The sequence below is a fragment of the Halorubrum halophilum genome, from assembly GCF_000739595.1.
Taxonomy (GTDB): domain Archaea; phylum Halobacteriota; class Halobacteria; order Halobacteriales; family Haloferacaceae; genus Halorubrum; species Halorubrum halophilum.
This window is the reverse complement of record NZ_BBJP01000004.1, coordinates 15465-33348: the sequence shown is the minus strand read 5'-3', so window position 1 is coordinate 33348 and position 17884 is coordinate 15465. Positions and strand designations below refer to the sequence as shown.

The window sequence follows — 17884 nt, the reverse complement described above, 5'->3', positions numbered from 1 at the left end:
GTGGGGGGGGATTTGTCGCCCATGGAAGTCAACCTCGAAAGCTTCAGCGGACGTGACTGGGAGAAGCCCACCGACGCCGACCCGATCCGGTTCGCCATGGTCGGGCTCGGATGGTGGACGCGCGAACAGGCGATCCCTGCCGTCGAAAACGCGGAGTACTGCACGACGACGGCCCTCGTCAGTTCCAGCACCGAGAAGGCCGAGGACGTCGCGGCAGACCTGGAGGGTATCGAAGCGACGCTCACGTACGACGAGTACGCCGGCGGCGCGGCGAGCGACGCGTACGACGCGGTGTACGTCTGCACGCCGAACGGATTCCACCGCGAGCACGTCGAGGCCGCGGTTGGACAGGGCAGGGCGGTTCTCTGCGAGAAGCCCCTGGAAGCGACCGTCGAGGACGCACAGGCGACCGTCGATGCCTGCCGCCAAGCGGACGTACCGTTGATGGTCGCCTACCGGCTCCAGACCGAACCGGTGGTTCGCCGCGCTCGAGAGCTGATCGGGGACGGCGCAATCGGCGACGTCGTCTCGATAGTCGGGCACATGTCGGACACGGTCCTCGACGCCGTCGACGAGACGAGCTGGCGGTTCGACCCAGACCTGGCGGGAGGGACGACGCTCAACGACATCGGGATCTACCCGCTGAACACGATCCGGTTCGTCTTGGAGGAGGACCCGCAGGCGGTGTACGCCCGGACGGAGTCAGAGCACCCCGCCTACGAGGGAACTGACGAACACGGAGCCTTCCAGCTTGAGTTCCCCGACGGCAAGCTCGCCTCGTGTACGGTTTCCCATAGCGCGACGGTGACGTCGAGCCTCCGGTTCGTCGGCACCGAAGGCGAACTGAGCATCGAGGGGCTGTTCTTCCCGAACACCCGGAAGGTGCTCCGGATATCCGGGCCGGACATCGAGGGCGAGTACCGACCGGAACCGGTCGACCAGATGCGCGAGGAGTTCGACTACTTCGCCAATCGCCTCCAGCACGGTCTCGACCTCGGACCCGACGGCGACCACAGTATGGTTGACATGCGCGCCATCCGTGCCCTCTACGAGTCCGCCGAGAGCGGCAGACGCGTCGAACTCGATCTGTGAGCACGGAGGACCAACTGCCCGTGAGTATCGACGGTTTCGCGTTCGACAGTGGGCGTTTCGACGACCGAACTCCGGACCGCTGAATCCGCTTCCGCCGTCACGTCACGTCGGAACGTCCACGCCCGCAAGCTCGCCCGCGAGGAACGCCGCGATCGACACGTCCTCCTCCTCGACGAAGCGCGCGACTTCCTCGCCGTCGGCGGTCTCGACGACGACCGTCGGGATCAGCTCGATCCCGTACTCGTCGACGCCCTCGCCCTCCTTGCCGTCCGGGCCCTTCGTCACCGGGAAGTCCTCGATCCGATCGCCGGGGACGCCGGCCGCGGCGAGCGCCGCGCCGAACGCCGGGAGCTGTCGCTGACAGTCGCCGCACCAGTCGCCGCCCCACACCTTGAACCGGTAGTCGTGGCCTCCGAGCGCGTCGAGCACGGCGGGATCGAACTCCTCGGCGTCGGGGGAAGCCGGGGCGTCGGCAGCATCGTCGGCGTCGTCGAAGTCGGGATCGAGCGTTTCGAGCGTCATGCTCGGTCGTACGCCGGCGACGCTTGTAAACGCCGCGTCGGTGGCAACCGCTCGGGAGGTGCCCGCCGGACACGACTTGCCGCAGTCCGCGGGGCATTTGAGTGGCGCTCCCGTCGGGTCGCACATGGACGACGACGCGTTGGATACGCTCGGCTCGCCGCTCGTGCGAGTCGACTCGCCGCCGGAGACGACGGTGGCCGCGAAGGTCGAGTCGCGCAACCCGGGCGGCTCCGCGAAGGACCGCCCGGCGCAGTACATGGTCGAGGCCGCCGAGGAGTCAGGGGATCTGACGCCCGGCGACGGGATCGTCGAGCCCACCTCCGGCAACACGGGCATCGGGCTGGCGATGGTCGGCGCGGTGAAGGGGTACGACGTGACGCTCGTGATGCCGGAGGGCAAGTCTGTCGAGCGCCGGCGGCTCATGCGCGCGTACGGCGCCGACGTGGAGCTCGTCGACGGCGACATCTCCGAGGCCAAGAAGCGCGCCGACGCACTTGAGCGCGACGAGGGAATGGTTCAGCTCCGGCAGTTCGAGAACCCCGCGAACCCGCGGGCCCACTACGAGACCACCGGCCCGGAGGTCCTCGAGCAGGTCGACGACCGCACCGTCGACGCCCTCGTCGCGGGCGTCGGCACGGGCGGGACCATCACCGGGATCGGGCGGCGCCTCCGGGAGGCGTTCCCCGACGTACGGATCGACGCGGTCGAGCCGAGCGACAACGCCGTCCTCTCCGGCGGCGAGCCCGGAATCGACGCGTTTCAGGGGATGGGACCGGGCTTCATCGCGCCGAACCTCGACACGGACCTGCTCGACGAGGTCCACACGGTCGACATCGAGAGCGCCGAGGCCGAGTGCCGCCGGCTCGCGCGCGAGGAGGGGCTGCTCGTCGGGCAGTCCTCCGGCGCCTCCAACCTCGCGGCCAAGGAGGTCGCCGCCGAGCTCCGGGAGTCGGGCGCGTTCGCGGGCGAGGAGCCCCTCGTCGTCACCGTCTTCTGGGACAGCGGCGAGCGCTACCTCACCGCCGGCACCTTCGACGAGTGAGCACGGGCGCCGCGATCGAGGACCGATGCGATGTCGTCCGGAACCGAAAGCGTTGACCGCGGACCGCCCCGACGAGTCGCCAGTGACGGTCGGATGAGCTGGCAGTACCGACACACGGTGCTGTCGCTGTGTATGCTCGCGTTTCTGGTGACGTACTTCGCCCGGCTGGCGATCAGCCCCGTCGTCCCGCTGATCGTCGACGACTTCGCGGTGTCGAACACCGCCATCGGCGTCGCGCTCTCCGGGATGTGGCTGGCGTACGGCGCCGCCCAGTTCCCGAGCGGCGTGCTCGCGGACCGGTACGGCGAGCGCCTCGTGATCCTCGTCGCGGTCGGCGGCACCGCGGCGATGAGCGTCGTCCTCGCGCTCGCGCCCGTCTTCCCCGCCTTCGTGCTGGCGGCGGTGTGTCTAGGGCTCGTCGCCGGACTCCACTACGCGGTGGCGACGACGCTGCTCTCGCGGACCTTCGACGACATCGGCACGGCGTTCGGGCTCCACTCCGCGGGCGGACCGATCGCCGGGCTCGTGGCGCCCGTCGCCGCCGCGTGGGTCGGGTTCCGGTACGGCTGGCGGCCCGCGGTCGCGCTGGCCGCGCTGGTCGGCGCGCCGGTGTTCCTGCTGTTCGCGTGGCGCGTCCGGCCGACCGAGCCGCGGCGCCCGGACCAGCCGATGCGGGAGCGGTTCGCGCTCGCGCCGCTCGTCGAGCTCCTCTCGCGGCCGAGCGTCCTCCTCCCGCTGTTCGTCGCGATGACCGGCACGTACGTCGTGCAGGGCGTGATGTCCTTTCTCCCGACCTTTCTCGTCGAGTTCCGCGGCTACTCGCCGGCGTTCGCCGCCAGCGTCTTCTCCGCGTTCTTCGTCGTCCGCGCCGTCGCGCAGGTGGGGCTCGGTCGGCTGTCGGACAGCGTGGGCCGCGACGCCGCCATCGGCGCGGCGATGCTCGCGGGCGCGGTCGGCACCGCCGCCTTCGTCCTCGGTCCCGGACTCGTCGGCGTCGCGGTCGCGGTGCTGTTGGCCGGCTCCGGCGCGAGCTTCTTCTCGGCGATCGACCCGCGGTTCATGGACGCGCTCGGCGACGCGGAGCGCGGCGCCGGCTTCGGGCTCGCCCGAACCGTCTACACCGTGATCGGCTCCGCGGGCTCCTTCGGCGTCGGACTGGCGGCCGACCTGTTCGGCTGGGGCGTCTCCTTCGCGATCCTGGCGGTGCTGTTCGGAGTCACGTTCGCCGTGCTCGCCGCGAACTGGGCGCTCGGAACGGGGTACTGACGCGGGGCGGCGGCCGGCAGGCCCGTGGGATGAAGTCACACCCGACCCGAAACTACGAGTCGATCCGGAACCAATTCGGTCCGTGCACGACTACCACGTCCACACGAACTACTCGGACGGCGCGTTCCTCCGCCAGATGGTGAACGCCGCCGCCGACGCGGGAGTCGACGGGGTGGGAATCGCCGACCACTGCAACGTCTCGCCCGACCCGAGCGCGGCGCGGTTCAAGCGCGCGCTCGGCTTCAACCTCGATCTGACCTACGAGCGACGACGCGAGGCGATCGAAGAAGTCCGCGCGGACTCCAGCGTCGATATCGACGTGTACGACGCCGCGGAGATGGACTACGACCCCGCCCACGAGGGGGCGATCGCGGAGTTCCTCGACGAGGCGGGATTCGACTACGCGATCGGGAGCGTCCACGAGCTCGACGGCGCGAACGTCCACACGCGCTCGCATTTCGCCGACAAACCCGCCGACGAACGACGGGCGCTCGTCGACCGGTACTTCGAGAAGCTGGTCGCGCTGATCGACGCTGAGCTGTTCGCGATCGCCGCGCATCCGGACCTGATCGAGCGCAACCCGCACCTCCGCGGGTTCGCGACCGAGGACCACTACGCCGCGGTCGCCGAGGCGTTCCGGGGCTCGCGGACCGTCCCGGAGATCAACGCCGGGCGCCTGCTCGACGACTACGGGGAGTTCCACCCGGCGCCCGCCTTCCTCGACCGGATCGTCGACGCCGGCCTCCGGGTGAGCGTCGGCACCGACAGCCACGAGCCGGCGGTCATCGCGCCCCGGCTCGACGAGATCGAGGCCGAACTGGACCGGCGCGGCCTAGAGCCCGTCCGGTTGGAGAGAATCTGTTGAAATCCTTAGCAAGAGAGACATGCTAACCGGGAGGCGGTCAGTACAGACGCAGCAGTGATCGATAGCGAGAGTGCGTGTTGCAGCTTGTCGGCAGTAATACAATATTTAAATAGTGATAACCGGCTGCGATGATCGCTTATAAATGGACCCGGCTGTGCGGTGGCGCGCGCCTCCGAGCGGCCGTAGGGCGCGAGGAGCGCCGCGCGAGGGAGTCGCTGGCGCCGTCGGCGCCAGCGACGAGGCTGGGGAGGCGTGAGGCTGTGCGGTTGCGGTGCGGGGTGGGACTCAAAGGGGCAGCCGTTGCGGGCGGCGCAGGCGACCCAAGCACCGCAGGGAGCGAGTGTAACGAGCGACCGAGGAGCGCAGCGAGCGTGCGCCGCCCGCAACGGCTGGGGCTTTGGAGGTGTTCACCGCAGTGCCGTCGATCGCTTATAAACAGCCGCCAGCAACATCACTCGATCGCTTATAAATAACCGTTCCACCAATTTGCTATATCCACTCCCGCAATCGATCAAGATCGCAGAGAAGAGGTGACCGCGCCGCGACCGCCGACCGCGGACGCTCCGATCAGTGGACCGTCCGGTCGTCGTCGGTGTCGATCTCCTCGATCGGGTCGGCGTTGCCGAAGTCGGGCGTGGGGCCGTCACCCGGCTCGGCCCACGCGACAGCGTTCCGGAGCACCTGTCGCACGTCGTCGTCGTGGTAGATCGGGTACGTCTCGTGGCCGGGCCGGAAGTAGAACACCCGCCCGTTGCCGCGGCGGTAACAGCAGCCGGAGCGGAACACCTCGCCGCCGGCGAACCAGGAGGTGAACACGAGCGTGTCCGGCGCCGGAACGTCGAACCGCTCGCCGTACATCTCCGTCTCGTCGAGCTCGACGTACTCGCCGATCCCGTCTGCGATCGGGTGGCCCGGCTCGACCGCCCACAGCCGCTCGGTCTCGGCGGCCTCCCGCCACTTGAGCGAGCAGCTGGTTCCCATCAGCCGCTTGAAGATCTTCGAGTAGTGCGCGGAGTGGAGCACCAACAGGCCCATCCCGTCGAGGACGCGCTCGTGAACCCGGTCGACGACCTCGTCGCGCACCTCGTCGTGGGCCGCGTGGCCCCACCACGTCAGCACGTCGGTGTCGGCTACCACCTCCTCGGTGAGCCCGTGATCCGGCCCCTCGTCGAGGGTGGCGGTCCGGACCTCGTGGCCGGCCTCCTCCAGCGCGTCCGCGACGACCGCGTGGATCCCATCGGGGTACACGTCGGCGACCGCGTCGCTCTCGCGCTCGTGGCGGTACTCGTTCCAGACCGTGACACGTGCCATGTTCCCACTTACCAGCGGAGCGACTTGTAGGATCGCATCCAGATCGGTCGGACAGAGCTCTTCGCTTATAAGTAATCTGCGTAGCTACGTCCTCACCCGCGCGGGCTACTTAAAAAGCGCCGCCGCTCGGTCCCGTCCGCCCCTCACTCCTCCGGCCACTTGATCGAACAGCCCCGCGAGGGGCGGTCCGGGACCTCGACCTCCTCGCCGGCGAGGACCGCGTCGACGGCGTCGCGGACGTAGAACTCGGTCGGCTCGTCGTCGGGGTTCAGCGCGTCGTCGAGCCGGCCGTGGTACCGGAGCCGGAAGTCGTCGCCGTCGCGGCCGAACAGGAACGGGTCGGGGGTACAGACCGCGCCGTACGCGTCCGCGACCTCGCCGGTCTCGTCGCGGAGGTACGCGTCGTACGCGATCGTCCCGTCGGCGACGCGCTCGCGCATCGCCTCGAAGGAGTCGTCGGGGTACTCCGCGGCGTCGTTCGGGTTGATCCCCACGACGGCCAGGTCGTCGTACTCGGCCGCCAGGTCGTTGAGGAGGTCGAACTTCGCCTGCGCGTACGGGCAGTGGTTGCAGGTGAACACCAGGAGCAGGGCGTCCGCGTCGAAGTCCTCGAGCGTGTGCGTCTCGCCGTCGGTGCCCGGCAGATCGAACGCGGGCGCGGCGTCGCCCCGGTCGAGCTCCGAGTCGGATTCCATCGCGACCATACGCGTCACTTTCCGCGCCGTCCCCAAAACCGTTCCGCGGGGGGTCATCGACGAGAGGGACCGTCGCTGCGGGTTTCACCGCCCCTCACCGACCCGTCTCGCGGCCACTCTGGCCGCGACGTGCGCGACGGCGAGCGCGCCTAACCAACACCCCGCGACGGCGAGAGGGACCGCGAGCGCGAGGGACCACTCTCGGAGAAGGCCGCTCGCCGACCGCACCGCCGCGAGGATCGCGACGACGCCCAGCGCGGCGAGCGTCGCACCCGGAACGAGGGCCGGAGACGCTCCGGCTCGGCACTCCCTCCCGCGCGGAGTAGTCTCGCTGTCCCGGCGAGGACGGGCCCGTTCCCGGGCGTTTGGTCGGCGTCGCCGTCCTGTCGGATCTCGGCCCCGCTCCGCCGGGTCGTCTCGCGGTCGCATTGGGGCGGGTGGCCGCGGCATCCGTCCTAAACCGTTCCCCGCTTCCCCCGAAACCGACTCAGGTCGCGATCGGCGGCGAACCGCGTGCCGACGCTCTCGGCCTGCCGGCGACTCGTGGGTTTTTGGTCCGAGGAGTCGTAGCGCGGCTATGTCCACCCGAGAGCCGTCCTACCGAACGCTCCGGCTGCTGTGTGCGAACGCGGTCGGCATGGCCGGCTTCCTGCTCGCGTTCGCGATCGCTCGGGAGTTCGCGGTCGCGCTCGTCGCGGCCCTTATCCTGGCTGCGATCGGGTACGTCGCGTCCAGCGCCGTCGTCGCGTACGCGTCGGCGTGACGAGGGGGACCTGACAATCAGAATAGCAATAATTACCATGTCGGAGACTCGACACCCAAACAGATGACGACACGGGAGGATCGCAGATCGGACGCGCTCGCGGCAGATACGCGGTCCGAACCGGTGCGAGTGCTCCTCGTCGCCGATCAGCCGGCTGTCGGGGATCGCGCAGCGTCGGCCATCGAGGCCCGCGCCTCCCGGTTCGCGGTGACGGCGGCCGCCGACGCGACTGAGGGCCTCGGCGTCGTCGACTCCGGCGAGGTCGACTGCGTCGTCAGCGGCTACGATCTCCCCGGAATGGACGGCGTCGAGTTCCTCCGCGCCGTTCGCGACCGCGTCGACGACCTCCCATTCGTGCTGTTCACGGCCCGCGGGTCGGAAGCGGTCGCGAGCGAGGCAGTCGCCGCGGGCGTCGACGAGTACCTGCCGGTGGGCGGTGATGAGGGCCACGCCGACACCGAGGATCTCGCCGATACCGACGACACCGACGACACCGACGACCCCTACGCGACGCTCGCGTCCCGAGTCGAGCGCGTCGTGTCTCGGTCGCACACCGAGTGCCGGGTGACGGAGCACCTCGACCGGATGACTGACGCGTTCTGCGGCATCGACGAGTCCTGGCGACTCTCGTACCTCAACGAGCAGGCGGCGGAGCTGCTCGACCGCGATGCCGACGACCTGCTCGGCGACCGGATCTGGGACCGGTTCGAGGCGCTCCGCGGGACCGAACTGGAAGAGCGGTTCCGCGAGGCGATGGCGACCGGGGAGCCGGCCGACTTCGAGTTTCACTTCGACGGCCCGGATCTGGACCTCGCGATCGACGCCTACCCCTCCGACACCGGACTGTCGGTGTACTTCCGGGACGTGACCGAGAAGAAACAGCGCGAGCGCGACCTGGAGCGCTATCGGCGCCTCGTCGACGAACTTCCCGACTCCGTGGCCCTGTACGACGCCGACGGACGGTTCGCGGTCGTCAACGACCGATTGACCGAGGTGTACGATTCGACCCGCGAGGCACTCGTCGGTCGGAAGAGCCCCCTGTTACAGCGGCTTCGGGAGACCAGCGACAACGACCCGTTCGCGGCGCTGGTCTCCGGCGACCGCGAGACGCTGTCCGGGTCGGTCGAACTGGACCTCGCCGACCGGTCCGACGCGATCGTCGACTTCGGGCTCCGGCGGCTCGTCATCGACGGCGAGTTCGACGGGGTGCTCGGGGTCGCCCGCGACGTGACCGAGAAGCGCCGCCGCCAGCGGGAACTCGAACGCACGTCGGCTCGGCTGGAGGCCCTCTTCGAGGACTCCCCGGACATGATCGACATCCACGACGAGGCGGGCGAGATCGTCGACGCGAACCCGGTGATGGCGGCCGAGCTCGGCTACGACCGCGAGGAGATCGCGGGGATGGACGTCTGGGAGATCGACGCGGAGCTGGACCCGGCGGAGGGGATCGACCTCTGGCAGCGCATCGAGATGGGCGAGACGCGCCGACTGGAGACGACGTTTCGACGGGCTGACGACACGACGTTCCCGGTCGAGGTGCACGTCCGCCGCGTCGACGTGCGGGGCGAGGACCGGTTCCTCGCCACCAGCCGCGACATCTCGGAGCGGAAGGCGTACGAGCGCCGGATCGAGCGCGAGAACGAGCGGCTCGACGAGTTCGCGAACATCGTCTCGCACGACCTCCGGAACCCGCTCAACGTGCTCTCCGGGTACCTCCGGCTCGCCCGAGAGACGGGCAACGAGTCGTACTTCGACCGCTGTGACACCGCGCTCGACGAGATGGAGCGGCTGATCGACGACGTGCTTACCCTCGCCCGGCAGGGCGACGCCGTGGGGTCGGTCGATCCCGTCCCGCTCGGCGAGCTGGCGACCCGATACGCGAACGAGGCGCTCGGGTCGATCGACGGCGTGGGCGACGACGATGACGGCGGCCGAGAGGACGAGACGGCCGGCTCGATCGAAATCGCCGTCGAGACCGAACGCGACGTGCTCGCGGACCCCGGCCGGCTCAAGCGTTTGCTCCAGAACCTCTTCCGGAACGCGGCCGAACACGGCGGGGACCGCGTCGTCGTCGGCGATCTCCCGAACGGGTTCTACGTCGAGGACGACGGCCCCGGGATCCCGGAAGACTGCCGCGACGAGGTGTTCGAGAGCGGCCACACCACCTCAGAGTCGGGAACCGGGTTCGGGCTCGCCATCGTCGAGCGCATCGCGGAGGCCCACGGCTGGGAGGTGACGCTGACGGAGGGCGATGACGGCGGCGCCCGCTTCGAGTTCACAGGCGTCGAGCGGCCCTGAGGAACGCTTTGCGGGACGGTCCGACGGCTCCCGAACCGTGCGAGCTAACGCAAAAAATCGTTGAACCGCTGGACCCTCGAAGCGTTCGCGACGCCGGCTCAGAACGCGCCAGGGTAGACGCTGATGTCGGCGTGGAGGCCGTCGCGCAGCGCGCTGTGGACGTGACAGATGCCCTCGGCGCGCTCGGCGATGTCGTCCGCGGTCTCGTCGTCGAGGTCGGCCTCGACGTGTACGTCGAAAGCGATGGACTCCAGGTCGTCGTCGTCGTCGAGCTCCGCGCTCGCGTCGATCTGGACCTTGCCGAGCTCCTCCTCGCCGCGCTGGCTCCCGCCGACGCGGAATGCGGGGAGGTAACAGGAGGCGTACGTCGCGACGAGCGCGGCGTTCGGGTTCGGTCCCGTCTCGTCGGTCGCGTCGATCTGCAGGTCGAACTCGCCGACCTGACTCGTGCAGGCGTAGCCTTCCTCGGAAACGGTGGATGTCTCGATGTCTGCCATAGTCGTTCTCCGATTCGGTCTCGCGGGGATAAAGGTTACCGGCATCGGAACGTCGGAAGTTCACCGAACGACGGCGCGCTCGATCGGCTGTTACCGCGCTCGCTCAGTCGTCTCCCGGAACCTCCGCCGACGCCCCGGTCGCGCCCCGGAGGTCGGCCTCGATCGCCTCCAGCGTCCGGCCCTTCGTCTCGGGAACGGTGCGGTAGGTGAAGAGGAGCGCGACGACGCTACAGACGCCGAACAGCCAGAACGTCATCGGGGTGCCGATCCCGTCGAGCAGCACGGGGAACGACAGCGCCACGGCGAGGTTCGCGAGCCAGTTGGCGACGGTCACGAGCCCCATCGCGCTCCCGCGGACGGCGAGTGGGTAGATCTCGGAGATGAGCAGCCAGAACACCGGTCCGAGCCCGATCGCGAAGAACGCGACGAACGCGATGAGCGTGAGCGTCGCCAGCCACCCCATCCCGCCGGTCGGGTCGGCGAATTGGAAGACGAGCCCGGCGACGGTCAGCGACCCGATCATCCCACCGGTCCCGACGAGCAGGAGCGGGCGTCGTCCGACGCGGTCGACGAGGAGGATCGCGACGACCGTCATCCCGACGTTGACGATCCCGATGGCCACCGACGCGAGGATCGACTGCGAGCTCCCGAACGCGGTCGACTCCAGGATCGTCGGCGCGTAGTACATTATCGCGTTGATCCCGGTGATCTGCTGGAAGATCGCGAGCCCGAGACCCACGACCATCGCCGGGCGCATCCACGGGCTGAGGAGGTCCCGGACCCCGTTTCCGGACTGCGCCTCGACGGTCGCCTCGATATCGGAGAGCTCCGGCTCGATGTCGCCGTCGCGCGTGCGGCGGAGCACGGCGCGGGCCTCGTCGGTCCGGCCCTGCTCGTAGAGCCACCGGGGGCTCTCGGGCATCCGGAGCATGCCGATCGCGAGCACGACGGCGGGGACCATCCCCGCGCCGAGCATGATCCGCCACGAGCCGGAGCCGGAGAAGGCGTAGTTGACGAAGTACGACGAGAGGATCCCGACGGTGACCATCAGCTGGTTCAGCGACGTGAGGCCGCCGCGGACGGAGGGGGGCGCGATCTCGGAGATGTACAGGGGGCCGACGATCGACGCGAAGCCGATGGCGATCCCGTCGATCATCCGCCCCGCGACGAGCACCTCGACGGTCGGCGCGACCGCCAGGAGGAACGAGCCGAGGAAGAACACCCCGGCCGACAGGAGAATGAACCGTTTGCGGCCGATTCGGTCGGAGATCTGCCCGCCGACGGCCGCGCCGGCGGCCGCCCCGACCATCGCGCCGCTGACGACGATCCCCTCCACCAGCGGCGTCAGCTCGAAGGTCGTGTCGATGAAGAGGATGGCTCCGGAGATGATCCCGGTGTCGAACCCGAACAGGAGTCCGTTGAGCGCTGCGAGCGCGGAGACGATGTAGACGAATCGGCCGCCCTCTCCGCGGATCACAGCCCGCATATCTGCGGTTGACATGACGTACCAATCTGACCGTAACCGTCTTTTATTTAGAAGTCTTCTGATTTATTATTAATTTAAATCTATAGTGTTATTTCATGCTCTTGGAGATCAACGGAATCTACCCCTGTTTGTATAATATTTATTCGTCTCCGAATAGTATTCTATAGCCATGAGAACGCGGCGACGCAGTCACCGATCGAAATCCGAGTCCCGCGGCTCTCCGGCGTGTCGTCGCGTGAAAAAAAAAAAACGATCACCGCCGCGTGCCGGCTCCGATTACTCCAACACGTACGTCTCGTCGCCCTCGAGGACGACGGGTTCGGCCGCGGCGCCGGCCGCCTTCACCTCGTTGACGAACTCCTGCGTCTCGATTTCGATCGGCGGGAACGAGTCGTAGTGCATCGGGAACACCACGTCGGCGCCCACCCAGTCGGCGGCGATGCCGGCCCCGGCGGGGCCCATCGTGAAGTGGTCGCCAGTCGGCAGCGCGGCGGCGTCGGGTTCGAGGTACGGCGCGATCACGTCCACCATCTCGGACATCAGCGACGTATCGCCCGCGTGGTAAAACGTCGTGCAGTCGGCATCTGACTCCTGGGTCGGCTTCTTGTCGCCGATCACGAACCCGGCCGGCATCCCGGCGGAGGTACCGTAGCCGTTGTCGATTCCGTTCGAGTGGTCCGCGCGAACCATCGTCACCCACGCGTCGCCGCACTCGACGGTGCCGCCGATGTTCATCCCCATGCCGCCGACGGCGTCGTCGTGGCCGAAGTTGTCCTGGACGTACCCCGTCAACTCGGGGGTGGCGACCACCGTCGCGCCCTCGTATCGGTCGGCGTCGCCGATGTGGTCCGAGTGACCGTGGGTCAGGAGGAGGTAGTCGGGGTCGAGTTCCTCCGGGTCGACATCGGTCTTCGGGTTGTCGAAGAACGGATCGATCAGGAGTTCCGTGTCGTCGACGACGACGTGCCACGTGGAGTGGCCGTGCCAGGTGAGTTCCATGGTACGCGTGGTACGTCTCAGCGAGTCGTAATAAAAGTCGACACCGCGGATCCGAACGCGGCGTCGCGGGTGGTAATTTGCGGGCCGAAGGGAGATTCGCAGACCGAAGCGCGATCCGCAGGCCGAAAGCGCGATCCGCAGGCAACGCAACGGTAGAACAGACGATGTGTCTACTCCGAGTTTTTATACCCAGACATTTCCGTCGAACGATCAATTCTTCCACGATACGTCGCAATATCTTCCCACGGCTACACGCTTAACAGCCGGATCGGCCTACGGACTCCGTGACAGTGGAGCCTCGACATGGCACGTGAGACGATCGACGGACGTGTCGACGGCGAGACGGAGACCGACCGGTATCGGCACCTCATCGAGCACGTTCAGGACGCGGTCGTCGAGTTCGACCTCGTCGACGGCGATCCCGTCGTCAGCGACGTCAACCGGGCGTTCGTGGACGTCTTCGGCTACGACGCCGACGAGATACACGGCGAATCGCTCAACGAGTGGGTCGTCCCCGACTGGAAGCTCGCGGAGGCGGAGGGGTTGGACGCGAACACGGCCTCCGGCGAGATCAACTACCAGCAGGTGACCCGCGAGACCGCGACCGGGCTCCGAGAGTTCCTGTACCGCGGAATTCCGTACGCCGGCAGCGAGGGCGGAACCGGTGATCTCGACGGCGGCTTCGCCGTCTACACCGACCTCACGGAGGTGTCTCGGAACGAACGGCGGCTAGAGGTGTTGAATCGGGTCCTCCGGCACAATCTCCGGAACAACGCCAACGTCGTCGCCGGTCACACGACGCGGCTGCTGGCCGAGCTGGACGATCAGGGCGGCGAGACGACGGACGTGGCGGCCACGATCGAGCGGGCCGCCCACGAGCTGGAACGACTGGCCGAAGAGGCGAGTCACATCCGCCGCGTCCTCGAACATCCCACGGACGAGGCGACGGACATCGATCCCGAACCGATGGTTCGAGCGGTCGTCGACGATCACCGGGAACAGTCGCCGAGCGCCGCGATCGAGGTCGATATCGCCGACAACGGACCGGTGATGGCCGACAGCCGCCTGCGGTACGCGATCGACAGCCTCGTCGACAACGCGATAGAGCACAACCCGAGACCGGAGCCGCGGGTCCGGGTCCGGGTCGACGACGCCGAGGACGCCCCCGGCGCGGCATCCGACGAGTGGATCGCGATCCACGTCGAGGACGACGGACCGCGGATCCCCGCCGACGAGCGGGACGTGATCCTCGACGGTTCGGAGATAACATCGACCCACCACGGGAGCGGGCTCGGACTCTGGCTCACCGAGCTAACCGTCGAGACGTTCGGCGGGGAGCTGTCCTTCGCCGCGAGCGACCTCGGTGGCAACGACGTCTCGCTCCGACTGCGTCGACGAGACCGGCGGGAGAGGAGTTAACCGCCCGCCGCACGAACCGCCTCCGATGCCCTCCGAGCGGAACGACGCCCCGCCGCGGACCGATCGGTGTCGCGAGTGCAACAGCGCGGTCGCGCCAGACGCGAACTTCTGTCCGGGCTGTGGCGCCGACCTGCGCGCTGCGGACTCGCGAGACGACGCCCCGTCCGCGTACTGCACAGAGTGCGGCGAGTCCGTCGCGCCAGACGACGAGTTCTGCGCGAACTGCGGCGCGCCGTGCGAGAGCACCGAGGTCGGTGACGCCGTGGATCCGGACGCCCGACGCGAGTTCCGCGTCCGGGTTCGCGACCACCTCAATGCCGGCTGGGAGCTGACCGAAGACCACGGCGATCGGGTCGTGCTCGTCGACAGGGATATCGGCTCGATACCCGTCCACGTCCTTCTGCTCCCGACGACCGGCGGCGTCGGGAACCTGCTGTACGGGTGGTACAACTACTCCGAGATGGCAGAGACGCGTCGTCTCAGCGTCTCCGACGGCCCGATCCCGGACGACGAACTGACGACGCGCGGCGACGACGACGACCCGCTCGTCACGCTCTCCGGCTACCTCTTGGGCGGCATTCTCCTGCTGATCGGGCTCGGGATCGCCGCCGTCTCAGCCGAAGTGGGTTCGGTCCCAGTCGCGCTGTTCGGGCTCGCGTTTGCCGCCATCGGGCTAGCGATCTCTCCGCCGGGGGAGCGACGGCTCGACCGCCAACACGGGATCACACGGTTCGGCCGGATCCGGACCGTCGACCACCGGATCACCCCCGCGACGGAGCGGACGGAAGCGCCCTGTATCGTCTGCGGCGAGAGGTTCGAGCGCGGCGTCGTCCGCCGGCGCCGCGACGAGACGGTCGTCGCGGGCGTCCCGATCCGGACCCACTCGACCCGGCACAACCACTACTGCGCCGACTGCGCCCGCGAGGAGCTGTTCGGGGGCGACGCGAGCGAAACGAAGACCGATCCGGACCTCGATCCAAACGCCGTCGATGTCGACGGCTCCGAGTTCGGACAGGGCGAGGAGCCGGAACGAGAGCCGGAGCGAGAACGCTGAGCTACCGCGTTCCGACGAGGGTCCTTCGGTAATCCTTTTGCCAGTCCGTTTGATGGCCCGGTATGCACCACGCACGGTTCCGCGACCCGGCCGGCTCGATCCGCGAGGGGACCTACGACCCCGAGACCGACACCGTCGCCTTCGCCGGCGAGGAGTACGCGCTCGACGATCCCGCGATCGACGTGCTCCCGCCCGCGGAGCCGACGAAGATCGTCTGTATCGGCCGCAACTACGCTGATCACGCCGCCGAGCTCGGCAACGACGTACCGGACCGACCGCTCCTCTTCCTGAAGCCGCCGAACGCGGTGGCGAGCCACGGCGACGAGATCACGGTCCCCGCGGGGAAAGACCGGATCGACTGGGAGGCCGAGATCGCGGTCGTCATCGGTGAGCAGTGCAAGGGCGTCGACGCCGAGGACGCGATGGACGTCGTCGCCGGGTTCACATGCATGAACGACGTATCGAACCGCGACGACCAGGAACGCGAGCAGAACTGGGTGCGCGGCAAGGCGTTCGACGGATCGGCGCCGCTCGGTCCGGTGCTCGCGACCCCGGACGAGGTCCCGAGCGACGCGAGCGTCGAGCTCCGCGTCAACGGCGAGACGGAGCAGTCGAGCGACCGCTCGCACCTCATGTTCGACGTGCCGACGCTGATCGAGGAGATCACGACCTACCTCACCTTGGAGCCCGGCGACGTGATCTCGACCGGCACGCCCGAGGGCGTCGGCGCCCTCTCCGACGGCGACACCGTCGAGGTCGAAATCGAGGGCGTCGGGACGCTCGAACACGACGTGCGGGTTCCCTGACCCGATCTCCGCCTTCGTTTTGCGGTCCGTGCTGTCCGGTCGCACACCGCGTTTCCGGTGAACGACCGGTTCGGCCACCCTTAAGAGCGCCCCGCCCGGATCCACGCGCATGCAACCACGGGATCTCTCCGATCACTCGCGGTACGTGCCGGGTCGGGGCGTCGAGGAGGTCGCCCGCGACCGTGGGCTCGACCCCGACGACCTCATCAAGCTCTCGTCGAACGAGAACCCGCACGGCCCGAGTCCGGCGGCCGTCGAGGCGATCCGCGAGCACGCCGACCGCGTCCACCAGTACCCCAAGTCCTCGCACACAGACCTCACCGCGAAGCTGGCCGAGAAGTGGGACGTGTCGACCGACCAGGTGTGGGTCTCGCCCGGCGCCGACGGCTCGATCGACTACCTCTCGCGGGCCGCGTTGGAGCCCGGCGACGAGGTCCTGGTGCCGACTCCCGGCTTCGCCTACTACGGGATGTCGGCCCGGTACCACCACGGCGAGGTCTCCGAGTACGCGCTCTCCCCCGACGACGGCTTCGCACAGGACGCTGAGACCGTGTTGACCGCCTACGGCGGCGAGCGGATCGTCTACCTCACGTCGCCGCACAACCCCTCGGGCTCGGTCATGCCCCTAGACGAGGTGCGCGCGATCGCGGACGCGACCGCGGAGGAGACCCTCGTCGTCGTCGACGAGGCGTACGGCGAGTTCGCCGCGGTCGACAGCGCGATCCCGCTGGTCGACGAGCGCGACGACGTGGCGGTGCTCCGCACCTTCTCGAAGGCGTACGGGCTCGCGGGGCTCCGGATCGGCTACAGCGTCGTCCCGGAGGCGTGGGGCGAGGCGTACGCCCGGGTCAACACCCCCTTCGCGGCGAACGAGCTCGCGTGCCGGGCCGCGCTCGCGGCCCTCGACGACGAGGAGCACGTCGCGGAGTCGGTCGAGACGGCGCGCTGGGCCCGCGAGTACATCGCTGACGAGCTCGACGCCCCGACCGTCGAGTCGGCCGGAAACTTCGTGCTCGCCGAGGTCGGCGACGCGGAGCAGGTCGCCGAGGCGGCGCAGGAGCGCGGCGTGATCATCCGCGACTGCACCTCGTTCGGGCTCCCGAACCACGTCCGGATCTCGACCGGCACGCGCGAGGGCACCCGCGAGGCCGTCGACCGGCTCAACGAGACGCTCGCCGACCTCGGGTTGGGTGTTCGGGCGTGAGCGGCGCAGATCCATCCGGCTCGGGCTCCCCGCCGACCCGCGTCGCCGTCACCGGCACCCCCGGAACCGGGAAGTCGACGGCGACGGAACTGCTCGCGGACGAGTACGACGTGATCCACCTCAACGACCGCATCAAGGGGGACGACGACCTCTGGACCGAGCGCGACGCCGACCGCGACACGCTCGTCGCCGACCTCGACGCGGTCCGCGAGCGCCTCGGCGACTGGGCCGGCGTGCTCGACTCCCACTTGGCGCACCGGTTCGACGTCGACCGCGTGATCGTCCTCCGGTGTCACCCGGAGACGATCGAAGCGCGGCTCCGCGAGCGGGGCGAATCGGACGCGACCGCCGCCGAAAACGCGGAGAGCGAGGCGCTCGACGTGATCCTCTCGGAAGCGGTCGCCGAACACGGGACGGAGAACGTCTACGAGATCGACACCACCGACCGCGATCCGGAGGCGGTCGCGGACGCGATCCGCGCCGCGATCGAGGGTGACCGCGAGCCGAGCGCGGGCACCGTCGACTTCATGGAATATATATGAGCCCGCCGCGACGGTCGGATCGA

17 protein-coding genes are annotated in these 17884 nt (G+C 68.8%); 11 read left to right on the top strand and 6 right to left on the bottom strand.

Annotation, left to right across the window (positions count from 1 at the left end):
* Window positions 1-21: 21 nt before the first annotated feature.
* Window positions 22-1092, top strand: coding sequence for a D-xylose 1-dehydrogenase Gfo6 (gene gfo6, locus ACP96_RS01115; protein ID WP_050031799.1), 1071 nt, complete (start codon window positions 22-24; stop codon window positions 1090-1092).
* A 102-nt stretch (window positions 1093-1194) separates the two neighbouring features.
* Here gfo6 and ACP96_RS01110 read toward each other — a convergent pair whose 3' ends face one another.
* Window positions 1195-1614 carry a hypothetical protein gene (locus tag ACP96_RS01110; RefSeq protein WP_050031798.1) on the bottom strand — a complete coding sequence of 140 codons (420 nt, stop codon included), beginning with the start codon at window positions 1612-1614 and terminating at the stop codon, window positions 1195-1197.
* 124 nt (window positions 1615-1738) lie between these two features.
* On the opposite strand from ACP96_RS01110, the gene ACP96_RS01105 reads away from it, so the two are divergent.
* The 3 genes from ACP96_RS01105 to ACP96_RS01095 all read left to right on the top strand — a co-directional run bounded on the left by ACP96_RS01105 (window position 1739) and on the right by ACP96_RS01095 (window position 4787).
* Window positions 1739-2656: a PLP-dependent cysteine synthase family protein gene (locus ACP96_RS01105; RefSeq protein ID WP_050031797.1), complete on the top strand. Its 918-nt coding sequence runs from the start codon at window positions 1739-1741 to the stop codon at window positions 2654-2656.
* 93 nt (window positions 2657-2749) lie between these two features.
* Window positions 2750-3922 (top strand): MFS transporter, encoded by a 1173-nt coding sequence (locus tag ACP96_RS01100; RefSeq protein ID WP_050031828.1) that lies wholly within the window; start codon window positions 2750-2752, stop codon window positions 3920-3922.
* A gap of 82 nt (window positions 3923-4004) precedes the next feature.
* Window positions 4005-4787, top strand: coding sequence for a PHP domain-containing protein (locus tag ACP96_RS01095; RefSeq protein ID WP_050031796.1), 783 nt, complete (start codon window positions 4005-4007; stop codon window positions 4785-4787).
* 567 nt (window positions 4788-5354) lie between these two features.
* Here ACP96_RS01095 and ACP96_RS01090 read toward each other — a convergent pair.
* Window positions 5355-6098, bottom strand: coding sequence for a ThuA domain-containing protein (locus ACP96_RS01090; RefSeq protein ID WP_050031795.1), 744 nt, complete (start codon window positions 6096-6098; stop codon window positions 5355-5357).
* Between the two features lie 143 nt (window positions 6099-6241).
* The gene (locus tag ACP96_RS01085) at window positions 6242-6802 is read right to left on the bottom strand and encodes a thioredoxin family protein (RefSeq protein WP_050031794.1); all 561 of its coding nucleotides are present in this window, start codon (window positions 6800-6802) and stop codon (window positions 6242-6244) included.
* 568 nt (window positions 6803-7370) lie between these two features.
* On the opposite strand from ACP96_RS01085, the gene ACP96_RS01080 reads away from it, so the two are divergent.
* Both ACP96_RS01080 and ACP96_RS01075 read left to right on the top strand, forming a co-directional pair.
* Window positions 7371-7556, top strand: coding sequence for a hypothetical protein (locus ACP96_RS01080; protein ID WP_050023323.1), 186 nt, complete (start codon window positions 7371-7373; stop codon window positions 7554-7556).
* Window positions 7557-7619: 63 nt separating this feature from the next.
* On the top strand, window positions 7620-9854 hold the full coding sequence (locus ACP96_RS01075; protein WP_050031793.1) for a PAS domain S-box protein: 2235 nt from the start codon (window positions 7620-7622) through the stop codon (window positions 9852-9854).
* A gap of 98 nt (window positions 9855-9952) precedes the next feature.
* Here ACP96_RS01075 and ACP96_RS01070 read toward each other — a convergent pair whose 3' ends face one another.
* The 3 genes from ACP96_RS01070 to ACP96_RS01060 form a co-directional block, all read right to left on the bottom strand.
* Window positions 9953-10351 carry an OsmC family protein gene (locus tag ACP96_RS01070; RefSeq protein ID WP_004045839.1) on the bottom strand — a complete coding sequence of 133 codons (399 nt, stop codon included), beginning with the start codon at window positions 10349-10351 and terminating at the stop codon, window positions 9953-9955.
* 103 nt (window positions 10352-10454) lie between these two features.
* Entirely contained in the window at window positions 10455-11852 is a 1398-nt protein-coding gene (locus tag ACP96_RS01065; protein WP_050031791.1) for a sugar porter family MFS transporter, read from the bottom strand.
* Between the two features lie 261 nt (window positions 11853-12113).
* The gene (locus tag ACP96_RS01060) at window positions 12114-12836 is read right to left on the bottom strand and encodes a metal-dependent hydrolase (RefSeq protein ID WP_050031790.1); all 723 of its coding nucleotides are present in this window, start codon (window positions 12834-12836) and stop codon (window positions 12114-12116) included.
* Between the two features lie 303 nt (window positions 12837-13139).
* Between ACP96_RS01060 and ACP96_RS01055 the strand changes: the two genes are divergently transcribed.
* From ACP96_RS01055 to ACP96_RS01035, 5 genes are all read left to right on the top strand, one after another.
* Window positions 13140-14255: an ATP-binding protein gene (locus tag ACP96_RS01055; protein ID WP_050031789.1), complete on the top strand. Its 1116-nt coding sequence runs from the start codon at window positions 13140-13142 to the stop codon at window positions 14253-14255.
* A gap of 25 nt (window positions 14256-14280) precedes the next feature.
* Window positions 14281-15309 (top strand): zinc ribbon domain-containing protein, encoded by a 1029-nt coding sequence (locus ACP96_RS01050; RefSeq protein ID WP_050031788.1) that lies wholly within the window; start codon window positions 14281-14283, stop codon window positions 15307-15309.
* A 62-nt stretch (window positions 15310-15371) separates the two neighbouring features.
* On the top strand, window positions 15372-16115 hold the full coding sequence (locus ACP96_RS01045; RefSeq protein ID WP_050031787.1) for a fumarylacetoacetate hydrolase family protein: 744 nt from the start codon (window positions 15372-15374) through the stop codon (window positions 16113-16115).
* Window positions 16116-16224: 109 nt separating this feature from the next.
* Window positions 16225-17319 carry a histidinol-phosphate transaminase gene (hisC, locus tag ACP96_RS01040; protein WP_050031785.1) on the top strand — a complete coding sequence of 365 codons (1095 nt, stop codon included), beginning with the start codon at window positions 16225-16227 and terminating at the stop codon, window positions 17317-17319.
* Window positions 17316-17861, top strand: a complete 546-nt coding sequence (locus ACP96_RS01035) for an adenylate kinase family protein (RefSeq protein ID WP_050031784.1) — start codon at window positions 17316-17318, stop codon at window positions 17859-17861. Before hisC ends, ACP96_RS01035 begins: the two co-directional genes overlap by 4 nt.
* The last annotated feature ends 23 nt before the right edge of the window (window positions 17862-17884 follow it).

Excerpts from the sequence above, each read along its gene's own strand:
- ACP96_RS01085 (WP_050031794.1), bottom strand. The coding sequence starts at position 6,802 with ATGGTCGCGATGGAATCCGACTCGGAGCTCGACCGGGGCGACGCCGCG.
- ACP96_RS01105 (WP_050031797.1), top strand. The coding sequence starts at position 1,739 with ATGGACGACGACGCGTTGGATACGCTCGGCTCGCCGCTCGTGCGAGTC.
- ACP96_RS01055 (WP_050031789.1), top strand. The coding sequence starts at position 13,140 with ATGGCACGTGAGACGATCGACGGACGTGTCGACGGCGAGACGGAGACC.
- ACP96_RS01100 (WP_050031828.1), top strand. The coding sequence starts at position 2,750 with ATGAGCTGGCAGTACCGACACACGGTGCTGTCGCTGTGTATGCTCGCG.
- ACP96_RS01050 (WP_050031788.1), top strand. The coding sequence starts at position 14,281 with ATGCCCTCCGAGCGGAACGACGCCCCGCCGCGGACCGATCGGTGTCGC.
- ACP96_RS01110 (WP_050031798.1), bottom strand. The coding sequence starts at position 1,614 with ATGACGCTCGAAACGCTCGATCCCGACTTCGACGACGCCGACGATGCT.
- gfo6 (WP_050031799.1), top strand. The coding sequence starts at position 22 with ATGGAAGTCAACCTCGAAAGCTTCAGCGGACGTGACTGGGAGAAGCCC.
- ACP96_RS01065 (WP_050031791.1), bottom strand. The coding sequence starts at position 11,852 with ATGTCAACCGCAGATATGCGGGCTGTGATCCGCGGAGAGGGCGGCCGA.
- ACP96_RS01080 (WP_050023323.1), top strand. The coding sequence starts at position 7,371 with ATGTCCACCCGAGAGCCGTCCTACCGAACGCTCCGGCTGCTGTGTGCG.
- ACP96_RS01075 (WP_050031793.1), top strand. The coding sequence starts at position 7,620 with ATGACGACACGGGAGGATCGCAGATCGGACGCGCTCGCGGCAGATACG.
- ACP96_RS01060 (WP_050031790.1), bottom strand. The coding sequence starts at position 12,836 with ATGGAACTCACCTGGCACGGCCACTCCACGTGGCACGTCGTCGTCGAC.
- ACP96_RS01090 (WP_050031795.1), bottom strand. The coding sequence starts at position 6,098 with ATGGCACGTGTCACGGTCTGGAACGAGTACCGCCACGAGCGCGAGAGC.
- ACP96_RS01045 (WP_050031787.1), top strand. The coding sequence starts at position 15,372 with ATGCACCACGCACGGTTCCGCGACCCGGCCGGCTCGATCCGCGAGGGG.
- hisC (WP_050031785.1), top strand. The coding sequence starts at position 16,225 with ATGCAACCACGGGATCTCTCCGATCACTCGCGGTACGTGCCGGGTCGG.
- ACP96_RS01070 (WP_004045839.1), bottom strand. The coding sequence starts at position 10,351 with ATGGCAGACATCGAGACATCCACCGTTTCCGAGGAAGGCTACGCCTGC.